Source organism: Microbacterium sp. B35-04 (genome assembly GCF_010634885.1).
Lineage (GTDB): Bacteria > Actinomycetota > Actinomycetes > Actinomycetales > Microbacteriaceae > Microbacterium.
In genome coordinates, this window is sequence record NZ_MWLP01000030.1 from 137676 (window position 1) to 157921 (window position 20246).

Sequence of the window (20246 nt, forward strand, 5' to 3'; positions counted from 1 at the left end):
GGTGGGTCCAGATTAGGGCACGCGGGCGGGTCAGGCGGTCAGCGAGGCGTGGGCCATCGAGTGGAGGATGCCGCGCAGGTCGCGTTCGCCGGGGCGCGAGCGTGACGCGTGCACGGTGTGGGGCGTCGAGTTGATGAGCCCGAAGCACGCGTGCGCGCGCACGCGCAGATCGTCGTCATCGCGGTCCGGATGGATGGTGGAGAGGATGCCGATCCACACCTCGACGTATTCGCGCTGGAGGCGCCGCACCGTGTGCCGGTCGTCGTCGCTGAGGCTGGCCAGATCGCGATCCTGGACCCGGATGACGTCGGCGTCACGGAGAGCGAACTCGACGTGGAACGCGATGATGGCCTCGAGCTGATCGGCCGGCTGGTCGAGCGAGGACAGCACGGCCCGTCCGCCCGCCAGCAGCCGCTCGCTCACCTCGAGGAGGATGGCACCCAGCAGCGCCTGCTTGTTGGCGAAGTGACGGTAGAGGGCGGGCCCGCTCACGCCGACGGCGCCGCCGATGTCTTCGAGGCTGACGCCGCTGAACCCGCGCTCGGCGAACAGGGTGGCCGCCTCACGGAGGATGGCGGCGTGGCGGTCCGCCTTCGCGCGGTCGCGGTCGGTGCCGGCGTTCGTCATTTCCGTACTCCGCTTGTCGGTTCCGTCAGGGCTTGTCATTTCAGTTAAGGATCGCTAACCTGAACCTCAGTTAGTGAACACTAACCAATCCGATCGCGTTCCGACAACGGGCGTGATCCGATCGTGACGTCGACGCAGATGACACGGGAGGCGCAGATGAGCGTGCTGAGCACCGCGGCGGTGCGCGACGACGCCTTCGCACGGGCGCATGCCGCCCAGCAGGAGCTGGCACAAGCGCTCCGCGAGCGGCTGGCCGCGGCATCCCTCGGCGGGCCCGCGGCCTCACGCGAGCGCCACGTCGCCCGCGGCAAGCTGCTGCCGCGTGACCGTGTCGCGCGGCTGCTCGACGAGGGGAGCCCGTTCCTCGAGGTCGCGCCCCTCGCCGCGGAGGGTCTGTACGGCGGGGACGCGCCGGCGGCCGGTGTCATCGCGGGCATCGGGCTGGTCCACGGACGCCAGGTGATGGTGGTGTGCAACGACGCGACGGTCAAGGGCGGCACGTACTATCCGCTCACCGTGAAGAAGCACCTCCGCGCGCAGGAGATCGCGTTCGAGAACCGCCTGCCGTGCGTCTATCTCGTCGACTCGGGCGGCGCGTTCCTGCCGATGCAGGACGAGGTCTTCCCCGACCGCGACCACTTCGGGCGCATCTTCTTCAACCAGGCACGGCTCTCGGCCGCCGGCGTCCCGCAGATCGCCGCGGTCCTGGGTTCCTGCACCGCCGGCGGTGCGTACGTCCCGGCTATGAGCGACGAGACGGTCATCGTCCGGGGCCAGGGCACCATCTTCCTGGGCGGCCCGCCGCTCGTCAAAGCCGCGATCGGCGAGGTCGTCACCGCCGAGGAGCTCGGCGGGGGAGAGCTGCACGCCCGCCGCTCCGGCGTCGTGGACCACCTCGCCGAGGACGACGAGCACGCCCTCGAGATCGTCCGCGACATCGTCGCCACCCTGCCGCTGCCGGCCGCGCCCGCATGGGACGTCGTGCCGAGCGTGCCGCCCGCGGTCGACCCGTCCGACCTGTACGGGGTCGTCCCCGTCGACGTCAACCAGCCCTACGACGTGCGCGAGGTCATCGCGCGCCTCGTCGACAGCAGCGAGTTCCACGAGTTCAAGCGCGAGTACGGCGACACGCTGGTCACCGGCTTCGCCCGCCTCCACGGGCATCCCGTCGGCATCGTCGCCAACAACGGGGTGCTGTTCAGCGAGTCGGCGCAGAAGGGCGCGCACTTCATCGAGCTCTGCGACCAGCGCGGCACGCCGCTGCTGTTCCTGCAGAACATCTCCGGCTTCATGGTGGGACGGGATGCCGAGGCCGGCGGTATCGCGAAGGACGGCGCCAAGATGGTCACAGCCGTCGCCACCACGCGCGTCCCGAAGCTCACCGTCGTGATCGGCGGCTCATTCGGCGCCGGCAACTACTCGATGTGCGGCCGGGCGTACTCGCCGCGGTTCCTGTGGACCTGGCCCGCGAGCCGCATTTCGGTGATGGGCGGGAACCAGGCCGCCTCGGTGCTCTCGACCGTCAAGCGCGACCAGCTGGAGGCCCGCGGCGAGGACTGGTCGCAGGCGGACCAGGCGGCGTTCGAGGCGCCGATCCGTGCCCAGTACGAGGAGCAGGGGAGCCCTTACTACGCCACCGCCCGGCTCTGGGACGACGGCGTCGTGGACCCGCTCGACACCCGCGACCTGCTCGGACTCGCGCTGGACGTCGTCTCGCGCACACCGCTGCCCGAACCGCGCTTCGGCGTCTTCCGGATGTGATCCCCGTGACTCCTGCCCCGACCATCGAGCCTGCCGACGGCCCGCCCTTCTCGACCGTGCTGGTCGCCAATCGCGGCGAGATCGCACGCCGGGTGATCCGCACGCTGCGGCGGCTCGGCATCCGCTCGGTCGCCGTCTACAGCGATGCGGACGCCGACGCGCCGCACGTGCGCGAGGCCGACGTCGCGGTGCGGATCGGGCCGGCTGCGGCATCCGCGTCCTATCTCGACATCGCCGCGGTGATCGCCGCCGCCTGCGAGACGGGTGCCGAGGCGATCCATCCCGGCTACGGGTTCCTCTCCGAGAACGCGGGTTTCGCGCGCGCCTGCGCCGACGCCGGGATCGTGTTCATCGGTCCGGGGGAGCGCGCCCTCGACGTGATGGGCGACAAGATCCGCGCGAAGGAGCACGTCACCGCGCACGACGTGCCGACCGTCCCCGGCTTCAGCGCCCTGAGAGACGACGGCACTGCGATGACCGACGCCGACATCGCCGCGGCGGCGGGCGAGGCGGGGTACCCGCTGCTGGTCAAGCCTTCAGCGGGCGGGGGTGGCAAGGGCATGCAGGTGGTGCGCGCGGCGACCGAGCTGCCGGAGGCGCTGGCCACGGCCCGGCGGGTGGCCGCCGCGGCATTCGGCGACGACACGCTGCTGCTGGAGCGTCTCATCGAGCGCCCGCGTCACATCGAGGTGCAGGTGCTCGCGGACGCGCACGGCACCGTCATCCATCTCGGCGAGCGCGAGTGCACGCTGCAGCGCCGGCATCAGAAGGTCATCGAGGAAGCGCCTTCGCCGGTGGTGGATGCCGCCACCCGCGCGCGCCTCGGAGCCGCTGCCTGCGCGGCTGCCGCCAGCGTGGACTACCGGGGCGCCGGCACCGTCGAGTTCCTCGTGGCGGGCGACCGCCCCGACGAGTTCTTCTTCATCGAGATGAACACGCGCCTGCAGGTCGAGCACCCGGTGACCGAGCTCGTGACCGGCGTCGACCTCGTCGAGCAGCAGCTCCTGGTCGCCGCGGGCCGCCCGCTCGCGCTCGCGCAGGACGACATCCGCCTCGACGGGCACGCGATCGAGGCCCGCGTGTACGCGGAGAGTCCCGAGCGCGGCTTCCTGCCGGCGACCGGCGACGTGCTCGTGTGGCGTGAGCCCCGCGGGGTGCGGACGGATGCCGCGGTCCAATCGGGCAGCGTCGTGTCGTCCGACTACGACCCGATGATCGCCAAGGTCATCGCCCACGGCGGCGACCGCACCGAGGCGATCGCGCGGCTGGACGCCGCGCTCGCCGAGACCGTGCTCCTCGGCGTCGACAGCAACCTCGGATTCCTGCGAGCGCTGCTGGCCGATCCCGGCGTCCGCGCCGGTGACATGGACACCGGACTCATCGACCGCCTGCCCGCGTACGCGGCCCCGATGCCGGGTGAGGCGGCGCTCGCCGCGGCAGCCGTGGCGGGGGAGCTCGCTCGCGTGCGGGGCGCGGAGCCGGTCCGATCGGCGGCCGGCCCGCTGTGGCTCGCCGGCACCGGTTGGCGCGCGGGAAGCGCACCAACCGGCCGAACGGTCGCGATCGAGGAGGAGAGTGGTGCCGTGGTCGCCGTCTCCGCTCCCGACCTCGGCCCCGCGTCGTTCTCCGCCATGGATCCGCGGCGGGTGAGCGCGTCGCCGGAGGGTGCCGGCGCCGACGCCGCGCACCGCGTGCCGTCGCACGCCGCCTCGACGGGGTACGCCACCGTCCCCGGCGTGACGGTGGCGACAGATCCGACGGGGTGGATCTGGGTGCACGCCGACGCCGCGACTCACCGGCTTCGCCCCCTCACCCGTCGCCAGGCGATGGAGAAGCGCCTCGCCGCACGTGAGCGCGATGCCGCCGCCACCGATCCCGAGCTGCGTGCCCCGATGCCTGGCGCGGTCGTCGCGCTCCACGTCGCCGACGGCGCGACCGTCGCTTGCGGCGACCGCATCGTGACCATCGAGGCCATGAAGATGGAGCACCCCGTCGTCGCCCCCCACGCGGGCGTCCTGCGCCTCGACGTCTCGACCGGTGACCAGGTGCGCCGCGACCAGGTGCTCGCGCACGTCACCGCCGCAGAACCCGCCCACGAGGCATCCGACACCCCCTCCTGAAACCGAGGAACCCATGGACCACTCCAACCTGACCGACGACGAGCGAGAGCTCGCCCGCATGGTGCGCGACTTCGCCGACCAGGTCGTCGCGCCGCAGGCCTACGAGGCCGACCGCACGAAGACGCTGCCGATGGACGTCGTCGCCCAGATGGGGGAGCTGGGCCTGTTCGGCCTGCCGTTCCCCGAGGAGTACGGCGGGCAGGGTGGCGACTACTTCGCCCTCTGCCTCGCGATCGAGGCGCTCGGCCGCGTCGATCAGTCCCTCGCGATCACGCTCGAGGCCGGCGTGAGTCTCGGCGCCATGCCGGTGTTCCGCTTCGGCACCGAGGAGCAGAAGCAGGCGCTGCTGCCCGATCTGCTGGCGGGCCGTGGGCTCGCCGGCTTCGGGCTGACCGAGCCGGAGGCGGGCTCCGACGCGGGCGCGACCCGCACCACGGCGATGCTGGAGGGCGGGGAGTGGGTGATCAACGGCTCGAAGCAGTTCATCACCAATTCGGGCACGTCCATCACCCGGTTCGTGACCGTGACGGCGGTCACGGGGGAGCAGGACGGCCGCAAGCAGATCTCGACGATCATCGTGCCGTCCGGGACTCCGGGGTTCACCGTGGAGCCCGGCTACGACAAGGTCGGCTGGCACGCCTCCGACACGCACCCGCTGACCTTCCAGGACGCGCGGGTGCCCGAGGGGAACCTCCTCGGCGAGCGCGGTCGCGGCTTCGCGAACTTCCTGCACATCCTCGACGAGGGACGCATCGCCATCGCCGCGCTGTCGACCGGTGCCGCGGAAGGATGCCTGGAGGCCGCCGTCGACTACGCCAAGAAGCGCACGGTGTTCGGCGACGCGCTGGCGACGCGACAGGGCATCCAGTTCCTGCTCGCGCGCATGCAGCTGCGCGTGCACAACGCGCGCCTGGCCTGGCACCACGCGGCCCGGTTGCGCGACGCCGGCAAGCCGTTCAAGACGGAGGCCGCGATCGCCAAGCTCACGGCGAGCGACGCCGCGATGGACAACGCCCGCGACGCGACCCAGGTGTTCGGGGGCAACGGGTTCATGAACGAGTACCCGGTCGCGCGTCACTACCGCGACTCGAAGATCCTCGAGATCGGCGAGGGCACGAACGAGGTGCAGCTGCTCGTGATCGCGCGGGCGCTCGGAGTGGCGTGAGGGTAGCGTGACAGGCGTGACCGAAGAGACGCGGGCGATCATCCAACGCGGCCTGTACTACGACGAGCTCGAGCTGGGCGCCCGCTACCTGCATCGCCCCGGCCGAACGGCCACCGAGGCCGACAATGTGCTGTTCTCGTCGCTGACCATGAACACGCAGGCCCTCCACCTGGATGCCGCGTTCTCCGAGTCCCAGCCGTTCGGTCAGCGCCTCATGAACTCGATGTGGACGCTCGCGACGATGGTCGGGGCATCCGTCTCGCAGATCACGCAGGGCACGCTGGTCGCCCAGCTCGGGCTCTCCGACATCTCGTTCCCCGCACCGCTGTTCCACGGCGACACGCTCTACACCGAGACCGAGGTCGTCGACAAGCGGCTGTCGGCATCGCGGCCGGGGCAGGGCATCGTCACCCTGCGCCACACCGGCCGCAACCAGCGCGACGAGATCGTCGCCGTCGCCACGCGGACCGCCCTGATGTGGTGCGCGCCGTCGACCCCGGAGAGGACCCCATGAGCTTCGACCTCGGCCCCGCACTGCTGTTCTGCCCGGCCGACCGTCCCGAGCGCTACGCCAAGGCCTTCGATCGCGCCGACGCCGTCATCCTCGACCTGGAGGACGCCGTCGCACCCGGCGACAAGACGGCGGCACGCGGCCACCTCATCGAATCGGAGCTCGACCCCGCGCGCGTCGTCGTGCGGGTGAACCCGCCGGAGACGGATGCGTTCATCGCCGACATGGCGACTCTTTCGCAGACCGACTACCGGCGCATCATGGTGGCCAAGTCCGAGTCGCCCAAGCGGATCGCCCGCATCGATGCGCGCTTCGAGGTCGTCGCCCTCTGCGAGACCGCGAAGGGCGTCGCCCAGGCCGACCGCATCGCTGCGCTCGACAACGTCGTCGCCATGATGTGGGGTGCCGAAGACCTCGTGGCGAGCCTGGGCGGCACGTCCAGCCGTAAGCCCAACGGCCGCTATCGCGACATCGCGCGCTACGCACGGTCGCGCGTGCTGCTGGCGGCGGGCGCACGCGGCAAGGCGGCGATCGATGCCGTGCACCTCGACATCGACGACGTGAAGCGCCTGGCCATCGAGGCAGCGGATGCCGCGGCATCCGGATTCCGTGCCACCGCCTGCATCCATCCGAGCCAGGTGCCGGTCATCCGCTCCGCGTACCGTCCCGATGAGAAGACGGTGGCGTGGGCGCGCGCGGTGCTCTCGGCCGCCGAGCGCGAACGAGGCGTGTTCTCGTACGACGGGCGCATGGTCGACGAGCCGGTGCTGCGGCACGCGCGCGGCGTGCTGGCCCGCGCCGACTCATGAGCGCCGAATCCGAGCTCACCCCGCGCCTCGGCAAGGTCGCGCGACGAGAGCTCGCCCTTCACGGCATCACCCGGTACGACCAGCTCGGCGCCCGCTCGCGCGCGGAGATGCTGGCGATCCACGGCGTCGGTCCCAAGGCGATCCGGATCCTCGACGAGGAGCTCGCCGCCCGCGGTCAGTCCTTCGCGGACTGACGCACCCGCTCGTCGGCGACCTCGCGTGCCACACGGCCGATGAGGTCGTACGGGATGTCCTTCGCGTGCGGGAAGACGACCGAATCCTTCTCGGCGCGGTAGGGGGCGATCTCGGACTCCATCGGCTCCGGGAGGCGCGGCACGGGGTACAGGCCGATGTGCTTCTTCCAGCCGGCGAAATGCAGCGCATAGCGGCCGCCGAGCATGATGGCGGCGATGCCGTAGCGCATCTTCTCTTCAGGCCTGCTGCCGGATGCCGCCGTGACGGCGTCGACGATCTCCGTGCGGATGCGGGCCAGTCGTGCCGAGACGTCGGGCGGGAAGCCCTCGATGTACTCGTCGACGGTGGCGGGAGCGGCCATGGCGCCGAGCCTAGGCGATGAGCCCGGCGTACGCGACGAGCCGGAGGTGATCGCGCTCGTAGACGAAGTCGTGGGCGGATCCGTTGAGGAGCCGCTCGCCGGCAGGAGGCAGTTCGTCGGCGGTGGCGTGGCGGATCATCTCGCGGATGAGCGCGCCGTGGCTGACCACGATCAACGATGACGCGGCGGGTGCGGTCGCGCGGCGGTGATCCCGCACGGCGCGGCCGAGCGCGGCGATCCCGCGCGTGCGCAGGTCGGTCCACGGCTCCGCGCCGGGCACCTCGGCGGTGTACGAGTCGCCCCACCGCTCGCGGAACTCGTCGAGGCCGACGCCTTCGGCCTCGCCGTACGAGCGCTCCCGGAGCCCGCGGTACGCCCGCGGAGCGGCCAGGCCCAGGTCGGCGGCGATGATCTCGGCCGTCTCGCGGGCCCTCGCGAGATCGCTCGACACGATCGTGGCAGGGACGCCAGGGTCGAGGCGATCGCGGAGCAGCGCGGCGGTCGCCCGCGCCTGGGCGCGCCCGGTGTCGTTGAGGGGGATGTCCGTCGCGCCCTGAATGCGCCGGTCGCGGTTCCAGTCGGTCTCGCCGTGGCGGATCAGGATCAGGGCGGTCACCCTCCGAGCCTACCCGGGCAGGATCAGGCGAGCTCCGGCAGCCGGTCGGCGAGCGCGCGGAGCACCTCGCTCGTGCCGGCGTCGATCTTGACCGTCGCGCGGGCGTCGGCGCGCGTCGCGCCGCGGTTCACGATGATGACGGGGAGGCGGCGACGTCGCGCGCGCTCGAGGAGGCGGATGCCCGAGTTGACGACGAGCGACGACCCCGCCACGATGAGCGCCTCGCTGGTGTGCACGAGCTGCTCGGCCTCGCGGAACTTCTCGGCGGGGATGAACTCGCCGAAGAACACGACGTCGGGTTTCAGCATCCCGCCGCAGATGCTGCAGGACGGGATGCGGAAGCCGTCGGTGCTCTCGGGGAGCACATCGCCGTCGGGGCCGAGCGGGACGTTCTCCGGCACCCGGATCCACGGATTGTCGTCTTCGACGCGACGTGCGAGATCACGCCGGTCGAACACCTGACCGCAGTGGGTGCAGAAGACGCGGCGCATCGTGCCGTGGAGCTCGACCACGCGCCGGCTGCCTGCGCGCACGTGGAGGCCGTCGACGTTCTGCGTGATGACCCCGGTGGCGAGGCCACGCGCCTCGAGGTCGGCGAGCGCGCGATGCCCGCCGTTCGGCTCCGCCGCCGCGAACGCCTTCCAGCCGAGGTGGCTGCCCACCCAGTACCGCCGTCGCGACGCGTCGCTCGAGAGGAACTGCTCCGCGGTCATCGGGGTGCGCACGGGCGCGCCCTCTCCGCGGTAGTCGGGGATCCCGGAATCGGTGGAGACGCCCGCACCCGTGAGCACCGCGATCCGGCGGCCGGCGAGCGTGGCGATCGCCTCGGCGACGGCATCCGTCGCACGGGCGTCGAATCCGGTCGCGATCGTCGTCACTGTGCACCCCCTTCGGGGTCAGTGTAGGCCCCGAGGTTTTCGGGGATGTTACGCCGGCGCACTGCGTGCCAGGATGAGCGCGGGGGCAGCTTCCAGGGCGCCAGCGCCGAGGAGTACGCGCGCTTCCTGGGGCGATTCTCCGCGCCCCTTGTCGTGCCGCTCGCCGTCGCCGGTCTCGGCGACGTCGCCTTCTCGATCACCGCACGGGCTGGACGGCGGTCGGCCTCGCCGGATGAGTCTCGTCGCCCCCATGCGACGATAGGACGCGATGCGCGCGACCAAGATCACCGACCCCGCCGACGACCGGCTCGCGGACTATCGCGATCTCACGGATGTCGCCCTTCGGCGCGTGCTCGAGCCCGAGGGCGGCCTGTACATCGCCGAGTCGGCCAAGGTCATCGCGCGGGCGATCGCGGCCGGGCACCGCCCCCGGTCGGTGCTCGTGCAGGAGAAATGGCTCGCCGACATCGAGGAACTCGTGACGGACCCCGTGCCGGTGTACGTCGTCACCCCCGACATCGCCGAGGCGCTGACGGGGTATGCCGTGCACCGCGGCGCCCTCGCGGCGATGCATCGGCCGGTGCTGCCCGCCGTGGCCGAGGTCGTGGCAGGGGCCCGGCTCGTCGTCGTGCTGGAGGACATCGTCGATCACACCAACGTCGGCGCGATCTTCCGCGCGGCGGCAGGACTCGGCGCCGACGCCGTGCTCGTCAGCCCCCGGTGCGCCGATCCGCTGTACCGGCGGAGCGTGCGGGTGAGCATGGGCACGGTGTTCCAGGTGCCCTGGACGCGTCTGCCCGAGTGGAGTGAGGCGCGCGGCGCGCTGCATGACGCCGGCTTCGAGCTCGCGGCCCTCGCTCTCGCCGACGGTGCGGTCCCGCTCGACGCGTTCAGCGCCCGCCGGCCCGAGCGTGTCGCCCTCATCCTCGGGGCCGAGGGCGACGGCCTCTCCCGGAAGGCCCTCGAGGCCGCCGACACGGTGGTGACGGTTCCGATGGCCGGCGGCGTCGACTCGCTCAACGTCGCGGCGGCGAGCGCGGTGGCGCTGTGGGAGCTCCGCGCTCGCTGAGCCGGCGCCCCTCGGCCGAGGCGAGCAGACGCGGGGCGCTCACACGCCGGGGCGGACGGTCACCTCGGTGAGTTCGGCGTCGCGCGGCAGATCGAGCGCCGCAAGGATCGTCGTCGCGACCGAGGCGGGGTCGATCCAGCGGGAGGCGTCGTAGTCCGCCCCCTCCTGCTGGTGCACCTTCTCCTGCATCGGAGTCGCCGTGCGCCCCGGGTACACCGTCGTCACGCGGATGCCGTTCGCGCGCTCCTCCTCGCGCAGCGCGTCGGCAATGGCGCGCACCGCGAACTTGCTCGCGGCGTACGAGCCCCACTCGGGGCTCACGCGAAGACCGGCGCCGGAGTTGACGAAGATCACCTGACCGCGCGAGATCCGCAGCGCGTGGATCAAGAGACGGGTGAGCTCGGCAGGGGCGATGGCGTTCACGGCGAGCTGCTGCTGCCACGTGGCGACGGGCGTCTCGGCGACGGCGCCGAGTTCGACGACGCCGGCGACGTGGATGAGCGAGTCGAGCCGGGCAGGGGTGCTCTGATGGCTGAACGCCCAAGACAGCCGCGCGGGGTCGGCCAGATCGCCCGCCAGCGTCTGTGCCCCGGGGAACCGCTCGCGCAGCTGCGCGGCCCGCCCGGCGTCGCGTGCGAGGAGCCACAGGTCGTCGCCGCGCTCGGCGAGACGGTCTGCGAGCGCGGCGCCGATGCCGGAGCCCGCTCCGGTGATGAGATGCGTCGCCATGTCAGTCCTCCTCGTCGCGGGAGGCGGCTGCCCCTGGGCTGAGCGAGGGGAGGGAAGCGGCGTCAGGCGGGGACGTCAGGGTCGTGACCGGCAACGGGTCAGGGCGCTTGGCGGTGACGGTGTCGCCCGAGGACTGGTGACGGAGGCGACGAAGCACCCAGGGCACCAGATGCGCGCGCGCCCACACCAGGTCGACGGCGCGCGCCTCGCGCCACGTGCGGATCGGGAGCGGGCCGGGCTGCATCGGCTGCAGGTCGTTGGGGACGTTGAGCGCGCGCAGCACCATTCGCGCGACCTCGTGGTGACCGAGCGAGTTGTAGTGCAGGCGGTCGTCGTCGAAGAAGCGCATGTCCTGCACTTCTTTGAGCGCCCACTGGTCGGCGACGATGCAGTCGTACCTGTCGGCGATCGAGCGGATGTTCTCGTTGTAGATCGCGACCTTGCCGCGGATGCCGCGGAACACCGGTGTGAATGCGGTGTCGATGCCGGTGAAGACCACGACCGTCGCACCGTCGCGCGAGAGCCGCACGACCGCGTCCTCGAACAGCTGCGCTGCCTTGTCGGGATCGCCGTTGGGACGGATGACGTCGTTGCCGCCCGCCGAGAACGTCACGAGATCGGGCTTGAGCGCGATCGCCGGCTCGATCTGCTCCTGCACGATCTGGCCGATGAGGCGCCCGCGGATCGCCAGGTTCGCGTACGCGAAGTCGTCGACCTGCTCCGACAGCACCTCCGCCACGCGGTCGGCCCACCCGCGGAGACCGTTCGGCGCCGCCGGCTCCGGGTCGCCGACGCCCTCGGTGAACGAGTCGCCGATGGCGACGTAGCGCCGCCACGGGTGCGGCCCCGCGTTGTCGGCGTAGTTGGGCGTGGGGGCATCTTCTGTCGTCGGCATCCGTCGTCCGTTCCTCGGCTCGCGGCCGGTGCCCAGGGTATCGCGCACAGCGGACGTCCGACGGTTCGACGGCTCCTGCGCCCGCCGCCCGGGGCGTGGCGGGCAACCCACGCCGGGAGCCGGGCCGCCACCCGGGGGTCGGCACCCTGATGTCGTCCGGGTCGTCTATCGTGGTGACTCGTTGTCTACGGGGGAGGTGCATTCGGTGACGGACGAAACGGCGGTCGAATCGCCGCCCGCGCTCACCGAACCGCCGACGCACGACCTGACCGCATCGCGCACTGCTGAGCCCCGCATCGCCGAGCCCGACACGGCCGAGCCCCGCACCGCCGAGCCCCACACCGCCGAGCCCCACACCGCCGAGCCCCATATCGGCAGCTTCGCGGCGGAGCACCTGTCGCCCACGTATCCCCAGCGCGCGCCGTGGGGCACGGCGCAGCGCCTGCGCGCGTGGCAGGCCGAAGCGCTCGACCTGTACTTCGGGATGGATGGCCCCGACGGGCCCGGCGGCGGTCCGCGCGACTTCCTCGCGGCGGCGACCCCGGGCGCCGGCAAGACGACGTTCGCCCTCCGCCTGGCGAGCGAGCTCCTCCGGCGCCGCATCGTGAACCGCGTCGTCGTGGTCGCCCCCACCGAGCACCTCAAGACACAGTGGGCGGATGCCGCGGCCCGCGTCGGCATCCGCCTCGATCCCGCGTTCAGCAACCGGCACGTCGCCCCGGCCCGCCAGTACCACGGCGTCGCCGTGACCTACGCGCAGGTCGCGGTGAAGGCATCCGTCCATCAACGCCTCACGATGGATGCGCGCACCCTCGTGATCCTCGACGAGGTGCACCACGGCGGTGACGCGCTGAGCTGGGGCGACGCGCTGCGCGAGGCGTACGCGCGGGCGACGCGCCGGCTGCTCCTCAGTGGAACGCCGTTCCGCAGCGACACCGCCCCGATCCCGTTCGTCGAGTACCACCCCGACCCGAAGGGGATCCGGGTCTCGCGCAGCGACTACGCGTACGGGTACAAGCGCGCGCTCGAAGACGGCGTGGTCCGCCCCGTGATCTTCCTCGTGTACGCCGGCCACATGCGCTGGCGCACCAAGACCGGCGACGAGATGGAGGCGCATCTCGGTCAGGACAACACGAAGGACATCACCTCGCAGGCGTGGCGCACCGCGCTCGACCCGGAGGGCGACTGGATTCCCGCGGTGCTGCGGTCCGCCGACCGGCGCCTCACCGAGGTGCGCGAACACGTTCCGGATGCCGGCGGGCTCGTGATCGCGACCGATCAGACGGCCGCGCGGGCCTATGCCGCGATCCTGAAGGAGATCAGCGGCGAGACTCCGACCGTCGTGCTGTCGGACGAGGCCGAGGCGTCGAGCCGCATCGAGGAGTTCTCCGCGTCGACGAGCCGGTGGATGGTCGCGGTGCGGATGGTGTCGGAAGGGGTGGATGTGCCGCGCCTCGCGGTGGGCGTCTACGCGACGAGCGCGTCGACGCCGCTGTTCTTCGCCCAGGCCATCGGCCGCTTCGTGCGCGCCCGCCGACGCGGCGAGACGGCGAGCGTGTTCCTGCCGAACGTGCCGCAGCTGCTCGCGCTCGCCAACGAGATGGAGCGGCACCGCGATCACGCGCTCGACCGCGACTCCGACGGCGAGGACGAGTGGAACGCCGAAGAAGACCTGATGGATGCGGCCGAGCGCGAAGACAAGGCGTCGGACGCGCTCACCGAGGAGTTCACGTACCAGGCGCTCGGCTCGCGCGCGCACTTCGACCGCGTGCTGTTCGACGGCAAGGAGTTCGGTCAGCTCGCCGTTCCCGGCACGCCGGAGGAGGAGGAGTTCCTCGGCATCCCCGGCTTGCTCGAGCCCGAGCACGTGCACGAGCTGCTCATGCAGCGCCAGTCGAGGCAGACGCGCCACCGCCACGTCCGCGAGGCCCACGAGGCATCCGCACCCGCGGACGCGGAGCCCGCCCTGCCGCAGGCCCTGCACCGGACGCTCAAAGAGCAGCGGCAGCTGCTGAACAGCCTGGTCGGGCTCTATGCCCGCCAGGCGGGCGAGCCGCACGGGCTGGTGCACGCCGAGCTCCGCCGCATCTGCGGCGGTCCCGCCGTGTCGCACGCCACGGTCGCCCAGCTGCAGTCGCGCATCGACGTGCTCCGCAAGCGCGTGCACTCCTGACGCGCCACGGACGCGTACCCGGCTGTTCGGATCCCCGAAATGCTGGCAATCCCCGGTTTCGCGGGGGTCGGGCTGCGCGCGATGACTAGCGTTGACGGGTCCCGCACCGCCGACTGGAGGCTCGAGTGAGCACGCCCCCCGCACCCACCGACCGCGATCGACGCCGCTGGGCGACCTACCTCGTGAACGAGCGGGCCGAGGCGCGCGTCTACCGCGAGCTCGCCGGCCGCCGCACCGGCGAGGAGCGGGAGATCCTCCTCGCCCTCGCCGAGGCCGAGGGACGGCACGAGGCGCACTGGCTCGCGCTGCTGGGTGCAGAGCCTGCCCGGCTACCGCGGCCCGACGTGCGCACCCGACTGCTCGGCTCGATGGCGAAGAGCTTCGGGTCGATCTTCGTGCTCGCCCTCGCCCAGAACGCCGAGGCGCGCTCGCCCTACGACGACGAGCCGTATGCCACGGCCACGATGGCTGCCGACGAGAAGGTGCACCACGAGGTCGTGCGCGGCCTCGCGGCGCGCGGGCGACGCCGCCTGTCGGGCACTTTCCGGGCCGCGGTCTTCGGCGCGAACGACGGGCTGGTGTCCAATCTCGCCCTCGTCATGGGCATCGGGGCGACCGGCGTGTCGAGCCAGTTCGTGCTGTTCAGCGGCATCGCCGGCCTTCTGGCGGGCGCCCTGTCGATGGGGGCGGGGGAGTTCGTCTCGGTGCGGTCGCAACGTGAGCTGCTGACGGCCACCGAGCCGAGCGACTTCGCCGACAGCGGGATCCCGCACCTCGACATCGACGCCAACGAGCTGGCGCTCGTGTACCGGACGCGCGGGATGCCGGAGGCCGAGGCATCCGCTCGCGCACGGCGCGTCGTCGAAGCGGCACGGACGGCGGGGAAAGGCCGCGCCGACACCGGGCCGATCGCCGTCGCCGATCATGGCGAAGTGGTCGGCAGCGCCTGGGCCGCCGCGCTGTCGAGCTTCCTGTTCTTCGCCTCCGGCGCGATCATCCCGGTGCTGCCCTGGATCTTCGGGCTCTCGGGCATCACCGCCGTTGTTCTCGCGCTGGTCCTCGTCGGGATCGCGCTCATGTCGACGGGGGCCGCAGTGGGGGTCCTCTCCGGCGGTCCGCCGCTGCGCCGCGCCCTGCGTCAGCTCGCGATCGGCTTCGGCGCGGCCGCCGTGACATACGCCCTCGGGCTGCTGTTCGGCGTCTCGATGGGGTGACGCGCCCGAGCGGCCCGCGATTCGTTGAACGTCGGGTGACGTGGTAATGTCATTCCTCGGTTGCGAAACCGGAAATCACCTGCGCGGGTGGCGGAATAGGTAGACGCGCTAGCTTGAGGTGCTAGTGCCCGTAAAGGGCGTGGGGGTTCAAGTCCCCCCTCGCGCACAGAACGAAGAAGGCCCCCGAAAGGGGGCCTTCTTCGTTGCGGGGACACGCTGGCGGGGTTCAGATCCAGCCGCGCTCCTCGGCGTGCAGGACCGCCTGCTGACGTGTGCTCACGCCGAGCTTGCTCAGTACCGCCGACACGTGGTTGCGCACGGTTCCGGGCGCGAGCGAGAGCGTGCGCGCGATCTGCCCGGTGGTCTCGCCGCGGCGCCCGGCGCGAAGAACGTCGAGCTCGCGATCCGTCAGCGGGGAGCGTTCGTCGCTCAGTGCATCGGCGGCGACCTCGGGGTCGACATAGCGTCCGCCCGCCGCGACACGTCGGATGACCGCCGCCACTTCGTCGGCCCCCCGCGACTTGGGGAGGAATCCCGACACGCCTGATGCGAGTGCCCGCCGCAGCACACCGGGGCGCGCATGCCGCGTCACCACGATGCAGCGCGTGGCGCCGGCGCGGGTCACCCGCGCGGCGACCTCCACGCCGTCGAGGCCGGGCATCTCGAGGTCGAGAAGGCAGACATCGGGGGAGAGGCGCAGGGCCGAGGCGAGAGCCTCCTCTCCGTCGGCGCACTCCGCGACGACGTCGATGTCGGCCTCGAGGCGCAGCAGGGCGGCCAGCGCGGAGCGGATCATCGCCTCGTCGTCCGCGAGGAGCACCCGGATCACCGCGTCTCCTCCGGCGAGACGGGGACGCGCACCACGACGGCGAACTCCTGCGCGCCGCGCCGTGTCTCGACCGACCCGCCGCCGTCCTCGACGCGACGACCGATCCCCTCCAGCCCCGCGCCGTCGGCGCTCGGCAGCGCATCCGCGGAGTCGTTCTCGATCTCGTAACGCCAGGCGTCCGTCTCGCGCGTGAGCGAGAGGCGCGCCCACCGGCCGCCGCCGTGGCGCAGCGCGTTGGTGGTGGTCTCACGGATGACAGGACCGAGAACGGATGCCGGAGCCCGGTCTGCGTCGGCATCCACCGTCACCTGCACCGATGTGCCCGCGGCACGCAGCAGATCGGCGGCGTTCGCGATCTCATCCGGCAGCGGCACCGAGCGGAAGCGCAGGGCGAGGTCTCGGGTGCCCTGGCGCGCCTCGTCGACACTGCGCCGAGCCGCCTGCAGCTGAGTGAGAGCCGCATCGGGATCGTTCGGCATGAGGCGCTCGGCGAGCTCCAGCTGAAGGGCGATGACCTGCAGGTGGTGACCCTGCAGGTCATGGACGTCGGTGGCCACGCGCAGGCGTTCCTGCGTGGCTGCGAGGCGGGATTCGGAGGCGCGGGCGCGATCGACCGTCATGAGGACGTCCCACCACCACAGCGTGAGTACCGTCATGCCCGGAAGCGACACGGAGAAGAAACCGAGCAGCGGCCAGGTCGATCCCGCGTCGGGAGGATCGACCAGGCGGCCGTCGATGAACCACAGCACGACGAGCAGGGCGGTCGCGGCGATCACCACGCGCAGCCGCACCCCCGACGGCCAGTTGAGGAACATCGATGTCTGGACGAGGGGGACGACGCCCAACAGCCAGAGCCCCGACACGAGCCCGGCGATGAGGCCGAAGCACGCGGCGACCACGAGGGACACGAGGACCAGCGGCCGGGGAACGAACTGCTCGTGCTCGGTGCGCTGCCGGTAGTCGCGCATGAGCAGGAAGGTCGAGACCCACCACAGGAGGCCGCCGAGGCCGACCGTCGCGACGGCCGCGGTGCTGCGACCCGCTTCGGCGAGCGCCGCCGTCCAGACCACCACGATCATCAACTCGAGGAACACGACCGCAGAGACGGTGTACCACCAGGTCGCGGTGATTCCGCGCGACAAGCGCAGCCTTCCGCGCCGCTGCGCCGCCGTCTCGGTGTCCGCAGCCAGCGCGGGGGAGGTGCTCATGGGTCCCACCATAGATCCATGACACATGTCACCCACGGCGCGTGCGAACCGCACGGAAGGCGGTGACACCGCGGCACTTCCCGCACCGGCGGTGCGCCGATGGACTGGTCTTGCGACGGAGGACGCCGGGCACCGTCGCCATCAGGATCGGCCCGCATCTACCATCAGGAGCACGTCATGAGTCTCGTCGACACCTTCCAGGACCTCGTCGCCCAGGTGCCCGACCTCGTCCAGCCGCTCATCGTCGCCGCGGCAGGCGCTGTCCCCTTCATCGAGGGCGAGGGCGCGGCCGTGATCGGAATCATCGGCGGCATCCACCCGGCGATCGCCGCCGCGGCCGGCATCATCGGCAACTTCGTGTGCGTCACCGTGCTCGTCCTGCTGACGGCGCGGACGCGCTCGGCGGTCGTCACACGCACTCGCACGCGCCGCCTCGTCGCCGCAGGCGGAGGTGACGTCGCCGAGGTCTCGTCGCCGGAGGTCGGCGACGAGCGCGGGTCGGCGCGCAGGGCCAAGTTCCAGCGGGCTTTCGAGCGGTACGGCGTCCCCGGCGTCAGCCTGCTCGGACCGCTGCTGCTGCCCACGCAGTTCACGGCGACGATGCTCGCCGGCGCGGGCGTGAAGACCGCACGCATCCTCTTCTGGCAGGGCCTGGCCATCGTCGCGTGGACGACCCTGCTGACCTTCGTCGTGGGCGGCGCGATGTACGTCGTCCACTGATCGGCGAGACGTGGCGTGGTTTCGAGGCGGCGCCGCAGGCGACCGCCTCGAAACGCGTCCGTCACGCGCGGTCCGGTAGGTTTGTCCGCATGCCTTCTCCCGATCTCGGCCTCCCCGAAGTCGCTTCGGTGGCACGGGATCTCATCCGCTTCGACACGACGAACCATGGTGGCGGCCGCGCCGCGGGCGAGCGGGAGGCAGCCGAGTACGTCGGCGCCTATCTGTCGGACCTCGGTCTGCAGCCCGAGTTCTACGAGCCGATCCCGCGTCGCACCAACGTGATGGCGCGGGTGCCCGGCCAGAACCGCGACAAGCCTGCCCTCGTGCTGCACGGCCACCTGGACGTCGTCCCCGCGATCGCCGAGGACTGGAGCGTCGACCCGTTCGAGGGCGTCATCCGGGACGGGATGCTGTGGGGCCGCGGCGCCGTCGACATGAAGGACATGGACGCCATGATCCTCACGTCGGTCGCCGACCTCCTCCGCGCCGGCGAACAGCCCGAGCGCGACCTCGTGCTGGCGTTCTTCGCCGACGAGGAGAACGGCGGCGTCGAAGGCTCCGCGCTCGTCGTCGAGCACCGCCCGGACTGGTTCACGGGGGCGACCGAGGCCATCAGCGAGGTCGGCGGGTACTCCATCCCGCTCGGCGATCGCCACGCGTACCTCCTCCAGGTGGGGGAGAAGGCGCTGGTGTGGATCCGGCTCGTCGCGCGGGGCCGTGCCGCCCACGGCTCCAGCTTCCACTCCGACAACGCGGTGACGCGGCTCGCCGAGGCTGTCGCGGCGCTCGGACGCACCGCATGGCCGGTGACGCTCACCGACACCACCCGCGAGATGACCGAGCGCCTGGCTGAGCTCACGGGACTGGCTCCGGACGACCCGGACGCGGTCGCCGCTGCCACGGGCGCGGCATCCGGATTCCTCCGCTCGACGCTGCGCACCACGACCAATCCGACCGGCCTCGTCGCCGGCTACAAGCACAACGTCATCCCCGACCGCGCCGAGGCGCTCATCGACGTGCGCGTGCTGCCGGGCACCGAGGAAGTGGCCCTGGCCGACATCCGCCGCATCGTCGGCGACGGCGTGGACGTGGAGGTGGTCCACCAGGACATCGGCCTCGAGGTGCCGTTCTCGGGAGACCTCGTCGACGCCATGGTCGCCGCGCTCGGCCGCCACGATCCCGGAGCACCGGTCGTGCCGTACCTCATGGGCGGCGGAACCGACAACAAGGCGCTCGCGACGCTCGGCATCGCCGGGTATGGCTTCGCACCGCTGCGCCTGCCGGCCGACCTCGACTTCACGGGCATGTTCCACGGCGTGGACGAGCGCGTGCCGATCGACGCGTTGGTGTTCGGCCAGGCCGTGCTCACCGACCTGCTCCGCACCTACTGAACATCCGACGGATGCCGCGGCTCGCGGCATCCGCCATGCCCGGCTGAAAGGCGTCCATGCTCCTCGAAGCGATCATCCTCGGCTTCGTCCAGGGACTGACCGAGTTCCTGCCGATCTCGTCGAGCGCGCATCTGCGCATCCTCGGCGAGTTCCTGCCGTCGGCGCAGGATCCCGGTGCCGCGTTCACCGCGATCACGCAGATCGGCACCGAGGCGGCGGTCGTGGTGTTCTTCTGGCGCGACATCGTGCGGATCATCGGGCACTGGTTCCGAGCGCTGGTCGGCCGCATCCCGCGTAACGACCCCGACGCGAAGCTCGGCTGGCTCATCATCATCGGCTCGATCCCGATCGTCGTGCTGGGCCTGCTCTTCCAGGATCAGATCGAGACCGTGCTGCGGTCGCTCTGGATCACCGCGGGCATGCTGATCTTCTTCGGCGTGCTGCTCGGCATCGCCGATCACGTGGGCGCCAAGAAGCGCAAGCTCCAGGACATCACGATCGGCCACGGCGTGATCTACGGCTTCGCGCAGTCACTCGCGCTCATTCCGGGCGTATCGCGCTCTGGCGGCACCATCACCGCCGGGCTCTTCATGGGGTACGAGCGCGCAGCCGCCGCCCGGTACGCGTTCCTGCTCGCGATCCCGGCCGTCTTCGGCAGCGGTTTCTTCCAGCTGTTCAAGAGCCTCGGCGAGCCGGGGATGTTCACGCTCGGCGAGACGGCGGTCGCCACGGGCATCGCGTTCATCGTCGCGCTCGGCGTGATCGCGTTCTTCATGAACTGGATCTCCAAGCACAGCTTCCTGCCGTTCGTGGTGTACCGCGTCGCGCTGGGCTCACTCCTCCTGGTGCTGCTGAGCATGGGCGTCATCAACCCGTGACTTCGATCTCGGTCGTTGAGCGAGCGAGGCACGAGCGAGACGAAACGCCCGCACCCGGTGTTCAGCGTCGGATCAAGACGTTTCGTCTCGCAAGCTC

The 20246-nt window shown here is 71.5% G+C and carries 20 protein-coding genes and 1 tRNA gene; 13 read left to right on the forward strand and 8 right to left on the reverse strand.

Features of this window, described 5'->3' with window-relative positions; all coding sequences use genetic code 11:
- Positions 1-30: 30 nt before the first annotated feature.
- Entirely contained in the window at positions 31-627 is a 597-nt protein-coding gene (locus B1729_RS08605) for a TetR/AcrR family transcriptional regulator (protein WP_163617048.1), read from the reverse strand.
- Positions 628-783: 156 nt separating this feature from the next.
- On the opposite strand from B1729_RS08605, the gene B1729_RS08610 reads away from it, so the two are divergent.
- Genes B1729_RS08610 through B1729_RS08635 form a run of 6 tightly spaced genes read left to right on the forward strand, consistent with a single transcriptional unit; the run spans position 784 to position 7187 of the window.
- The gene (locus B1729_RS08610) at positions 784-2388 is read left to right on the forward strand and encodes a carboxyl transferase domain-containing protein (protein WP_163632085.1); all 1605 of its coding nucleotides are present in this window, start codon (positions 784-786) and stop codon (positions 2386-2388) included.
- A 5-nt stretch (positions 2389-2393) separates the two neighbouring features.
- A complete protein-coding gene (locus B1729_RS08615) occupies positions 2394-4508 on the forward strand; it encodes a biotin carboxylase N-terminal domain-containing protein (protein WP_239539559.1) in 2115 nt (704 codons plus the stop codon).
- A 13-nt stretch (positions 4509-4521) separates the two neighbouring features.
- Positions 4522-5673, forward strand: a complete 1152-nt coding sequence (locus B1729_RS08620; protein ID WP_163617049.1) for an acyl-CoA dehydrogenase family protein — start codon at positions 4522-4524, stop codon at positions 5671-5673.
- Positions 5674-5689: 16 nt separating this feature from the next.
- Entirely contained in the window at positions 5690-6187 is a 498-nt protein-coding gene (locus B1729_RS08625; protein WP_163632034.1) for a MaoC family dehydratase, read from the forward strand.
- A complete protein-coding gene (locus B1729_RS08630; protein ID WP_163617051.1) occupies positions 6184-6993 on the forward strand; it encodes a CoA ester lyase in 810 nt (269 codons plus the stop codon). The genes B1729_RS08625 and B1729_RS08630 overlap by 4 nt, the downstream gene beginning before the upstream one ends.
- A complete protein-coding gene (locus tag B1729_RS08635) occupies positions 6990-7187 on the forward strand; it encodes a hypothetical protein (protein WP_163632037.1) in 198 nt (65 codons plus the stop codon). The genes B1729_RS08630 and B1729_RS08635 overlap by 4 nt, the downstream gene beginning before the upstream one ends.
- Here the strand turns inward: B1729_RS08635 and B1729_RS08640 are convergent.
- The 3 genes from B1729_RS08640 to B1729_RS08650 are packed head-to-tail and all read right to left on the reverse strand — an operon-like array spanning position 7169 to position 9034.
- Entirely contained in the window at positions 7169-7549 is a 381-nt protein-coding gene (locus B1729_RS08640) for a DUF1801 domain-containing protein (protein WP_163632040.1), read from the reverse strand. The genes B1729_RS08635 and B1729_RS08640 overlap by 19 nt on opposite strands.
- 10 nt (positions 7550-7559) lie before the next feature.
- The gene (locus B1729_RS08645; protein ID WP_163632043.1) at positions 7560-8165 is read right to left on the reverse strand and encodes a histidine phosphatase family protein; all 606 of its coding nucleotides are present in this window, start codon (positions 8163-8165) and stop codon (positions 7560-7562) included.
- A gap of 23 nt (positions 8166-8188) precedes the next feature.
- Entirely contained in the window at positions 8189-9034 is an 846-nt protein-coding gene (locus B1729_RS08650) for a Sir2 family NAD-dependent protein deacetylase (RefSeq protein WP_163632091.1), read from the reverse strand.
- Positions 9035-9311: 277 nt separating this feature from the next.
- Here B1729_RS08650 and B1729_RS08655 point away from each other — a divergent pair, with 277 nt between their 5' ends.
- Entirely contained in the window at positions 9312-10112 is an 801-nt protein-coding gene (locus B1729_RS08655) for an RNA methyltransferase (protein WP_163632046.1), read from the forward strand.
- A gap of 39 nt (positions 10113-10151) precedes the next feature.
- Here the strand turns inward: B1729_RS08655 and B1729_RS08660 are convergent, their stop codons facing one another.
- Positions 10152-10841: an SDR family oxidoreductase gene (locus B1729_RS08660; RefSeq protein WP_163632049.1), complete on the reverse strand. Its 690-nt coding sequence runs from the start codon at positions 10839-10841 to the stop codon at positions 10152-10154.
- A 1-nt stretch (position 10842) separates the two neighbouring features.
- Complete coding sequence (locus B1729_RS08665; protein WP_163617057.1) at positions 10843-11736, reverse strand: SGNH/GDSL hydrolase family protein; 894 nt, start codon at positions 11734-11736, stop codon at positions 10843-10845.
- 370 nt (positions 11737-12106) lie between these two features.
- Here B1729_RS08665 and B1729_RS08670 point away from each other — a divergent pair, with 370 nt between their 5' ends.
- The 3 genes from B1729_RS08670 (at position 12107) to B1729_RS08680 (ending at position 15289) form a co-directional block, all read left to right on the forward strand.
- Positions 12107-13909 (forward strand): DEAD/DEAH box helicase, encoded by a 1803-nt coding sequence (locus B1729_RS08670; RefSeq protein WP_163632094.1) that lies wholly within the window; start codon positions 12107-12109, stop codon positions 13907-13909.
- A gap of 125 nt (positions 13910-14034) precedes the next feature.
- Positions 14035-15123, forward strand: coding sequence for a VIT1/CCC1 family protein (locus B1729_RS08675; RefSeq protein WP_163617058.1), 1089 nt, complete (start codon positions 14035-14037; stop codon positions 15121-15123).
- Between the two features lie 81 nt (positions 15124-15204).
- Positions 15205-15289, forward strand: a tRNA-Leu gene (locus tag B1729_RS08680).
- A gap of 60 nt (positions 15290-15349) precedes the next feature.
- On the opposite strand, the gene B1729_RS08685 is transcribed toward B1729_RS08680, so the two are convergent.
- Together B1729_RS08685 and B1729_RS08690 are read right to left on the reverse strand one after the other, a co-directional pair.
- Positions 15350-15952, reverse strand: a complete 603-nt coding sequence (locus B1729_RS08685) for a response regulator transcription factor (protein WP_163617059.1) — start codon at positions 15950-15952, stop codon at positions 15350-15352.
- Positions 15949-17160 carry a histidine kinase gene (locus tag B1729_RS08690; RefSeq protein WP_163632052.1) on the reverse strand — a complete coding sequence of 404 codons (1212 nt, stop codon included), beginning with the start codon at positions 17158-17160 and terminating at the stop codon, positions 15949-15951. The genes B1729_RS08685 and B1729_RS08690 overlap by 4 nt, the downstream gene beginning before the upstream one ends.
- A 177-nt stretch (positions 17161-17337) precedes the next feature.
- On the opposite strand from B1729_RS08690, the gene B1729_RS08695 reads away from it, so the two are divergent.
- The 3 genes from B1729_RS08695 to B1729_RS08705 all read left to right on the forward strand — a co-directional run bounded on the left by B1729_RS08695 (position 17338) and on the right by B1729_RS08705 (position 20149).
- Positions 17338-17880 carry a small multidrug efflux protein gene (locus tag B1729_RS08695; RefSeq protein WP_163632055.1) on the forward strand — a complete coding sequence of 181 codons (543 nt, stop codon included), beginning with the start codon at positions 17338-17340 and terminating at the stop codon, positions 17878-17880.
- An 89-nt stretch (positions 17881-17969) separates the two neighbouring features.
- Positions 17970-19271: a M20/M25/M40 family metallo-hydrolase gene (locus tag B1729_RS08700; RefSeq protein ID WP_163632058.1), complete on the forward strand. Its 1302-nt coding sequence runs from the start codon at positions 17970-17972 to the stop codon at positions 19269-19271.
- Positions 19272-19327: 56 nt separating this feature from the next.
- Positions 19328-20149: an undecaprenyl-diphosphate phosphatase gene (locus B1729_RS08705; protein ID WP_163617063.1), complete on the forward strand. Its 822-nt coding sequence runs from the start codon at positions 19328-19330 to the stop codon at positions 20147-20149.
- Positions 20150-20246: the final 97 nt, after the last annotated feature.

What these genes read in the sequence shown, in the direction of transcription:
- B1729_RS08605 (WP_163617048.1), bottom strand. Translation starts at nt 627, where the DNA reads ATGACGAACGCCGGCACCGACCGCGACCGCGCGAAGGCGGACCGCCAC.
- B1729_RS08610 (WP_163632085.1), top strand. Translation starts at nt 784, where the DNA reads ATGAGCGTGCTGAGCACCGCGGCGGTGCGCGACGACGCCTTCGCACGG.
- B1729_RS08620 (WP_163617049.1), top strand. Translation starts at nt 4,522, where the DNA reads ATGGACCACTCCAACCTGACCGACGACGAGCGAGAGCTCGCCCGCATG.
- B1729_RS08630 (WP_163617051.1), top strand. Translation starts at nt 6,184, where the DNA reads ATGAGCTTCGACCTCGGCCCCGCACTGCTGTTCTGCCCGGCCGACCGT.
- B1729_RS08635 (WP_163632037.1), top strand. Translation starts at nt 6,990, where the DNA reads ATGAGCGCCGAATCCGAGCTCACCCCGCGCCTCGGCAAGGTCGCGCGA.
- B1729_RS08640 (WP_163632040.1), bottom strand. Translation starts at nt 7,549, where the DNA reads ATGGCCGCTCCCGCCACCGTCGACGAGTACATCGAGGGCTTCCCGCCC.
- B1729_RS08655 (WP_163632046.1), top strand. Translation starts at nt 9,312, where the DNA reads ATGCGCGCGACCAAGATCACCGACCCCGCCGACGACCGGCTCGCGGAC.
- B1729_RS08660 (WP_163632049.1), bottom strand. Translation starts at nt 10,841, where the DNA reads ATGGCGACGCATCTCATCACCGGAGCGGGCTCCGGCATCGGCGCCGCG.
- B1729_RS08665 (WP_163617057.1), bottom strand. Translation starts at nt 11,736, where the DNA reads ATGCCGACGACAGAAGATGCCCCCACGCCCAACTACGCCGACAACGCG.
- B1729_RS08690 (WP_163632052.1), bottom strand. Translation starts at nt 17,160, where the DNA reads ATGAGCACCTCCCCCGCGCTGGCTGCGGACACCGAGACGGCGGCGCAG.
- B1729_RS08695 (WP_163632055.1), top strand. Translation starts at nt 17,338, where the DNA reads ATGAGTCTCGTCGACACCTTCCAGGACCTCGTCGCCCAGGTGCCCGAC.
- B1729_RS08700 (WP_163632058.1), top strand. Translation starts at nt 17,970, where the DNA reads ATGCCTTCTCCCGATCTCGGCCTCCCCGAAGTCGCTTCGGTGGCACGG.
- B1729_RS08705 (WP_163617063.1), top strand. Translation starts at nt 19,328, where the DNA reads ATGCTCCTCGAAGCGATCATCCTCGGCTTCGTCCAGGGACTGACCGAG.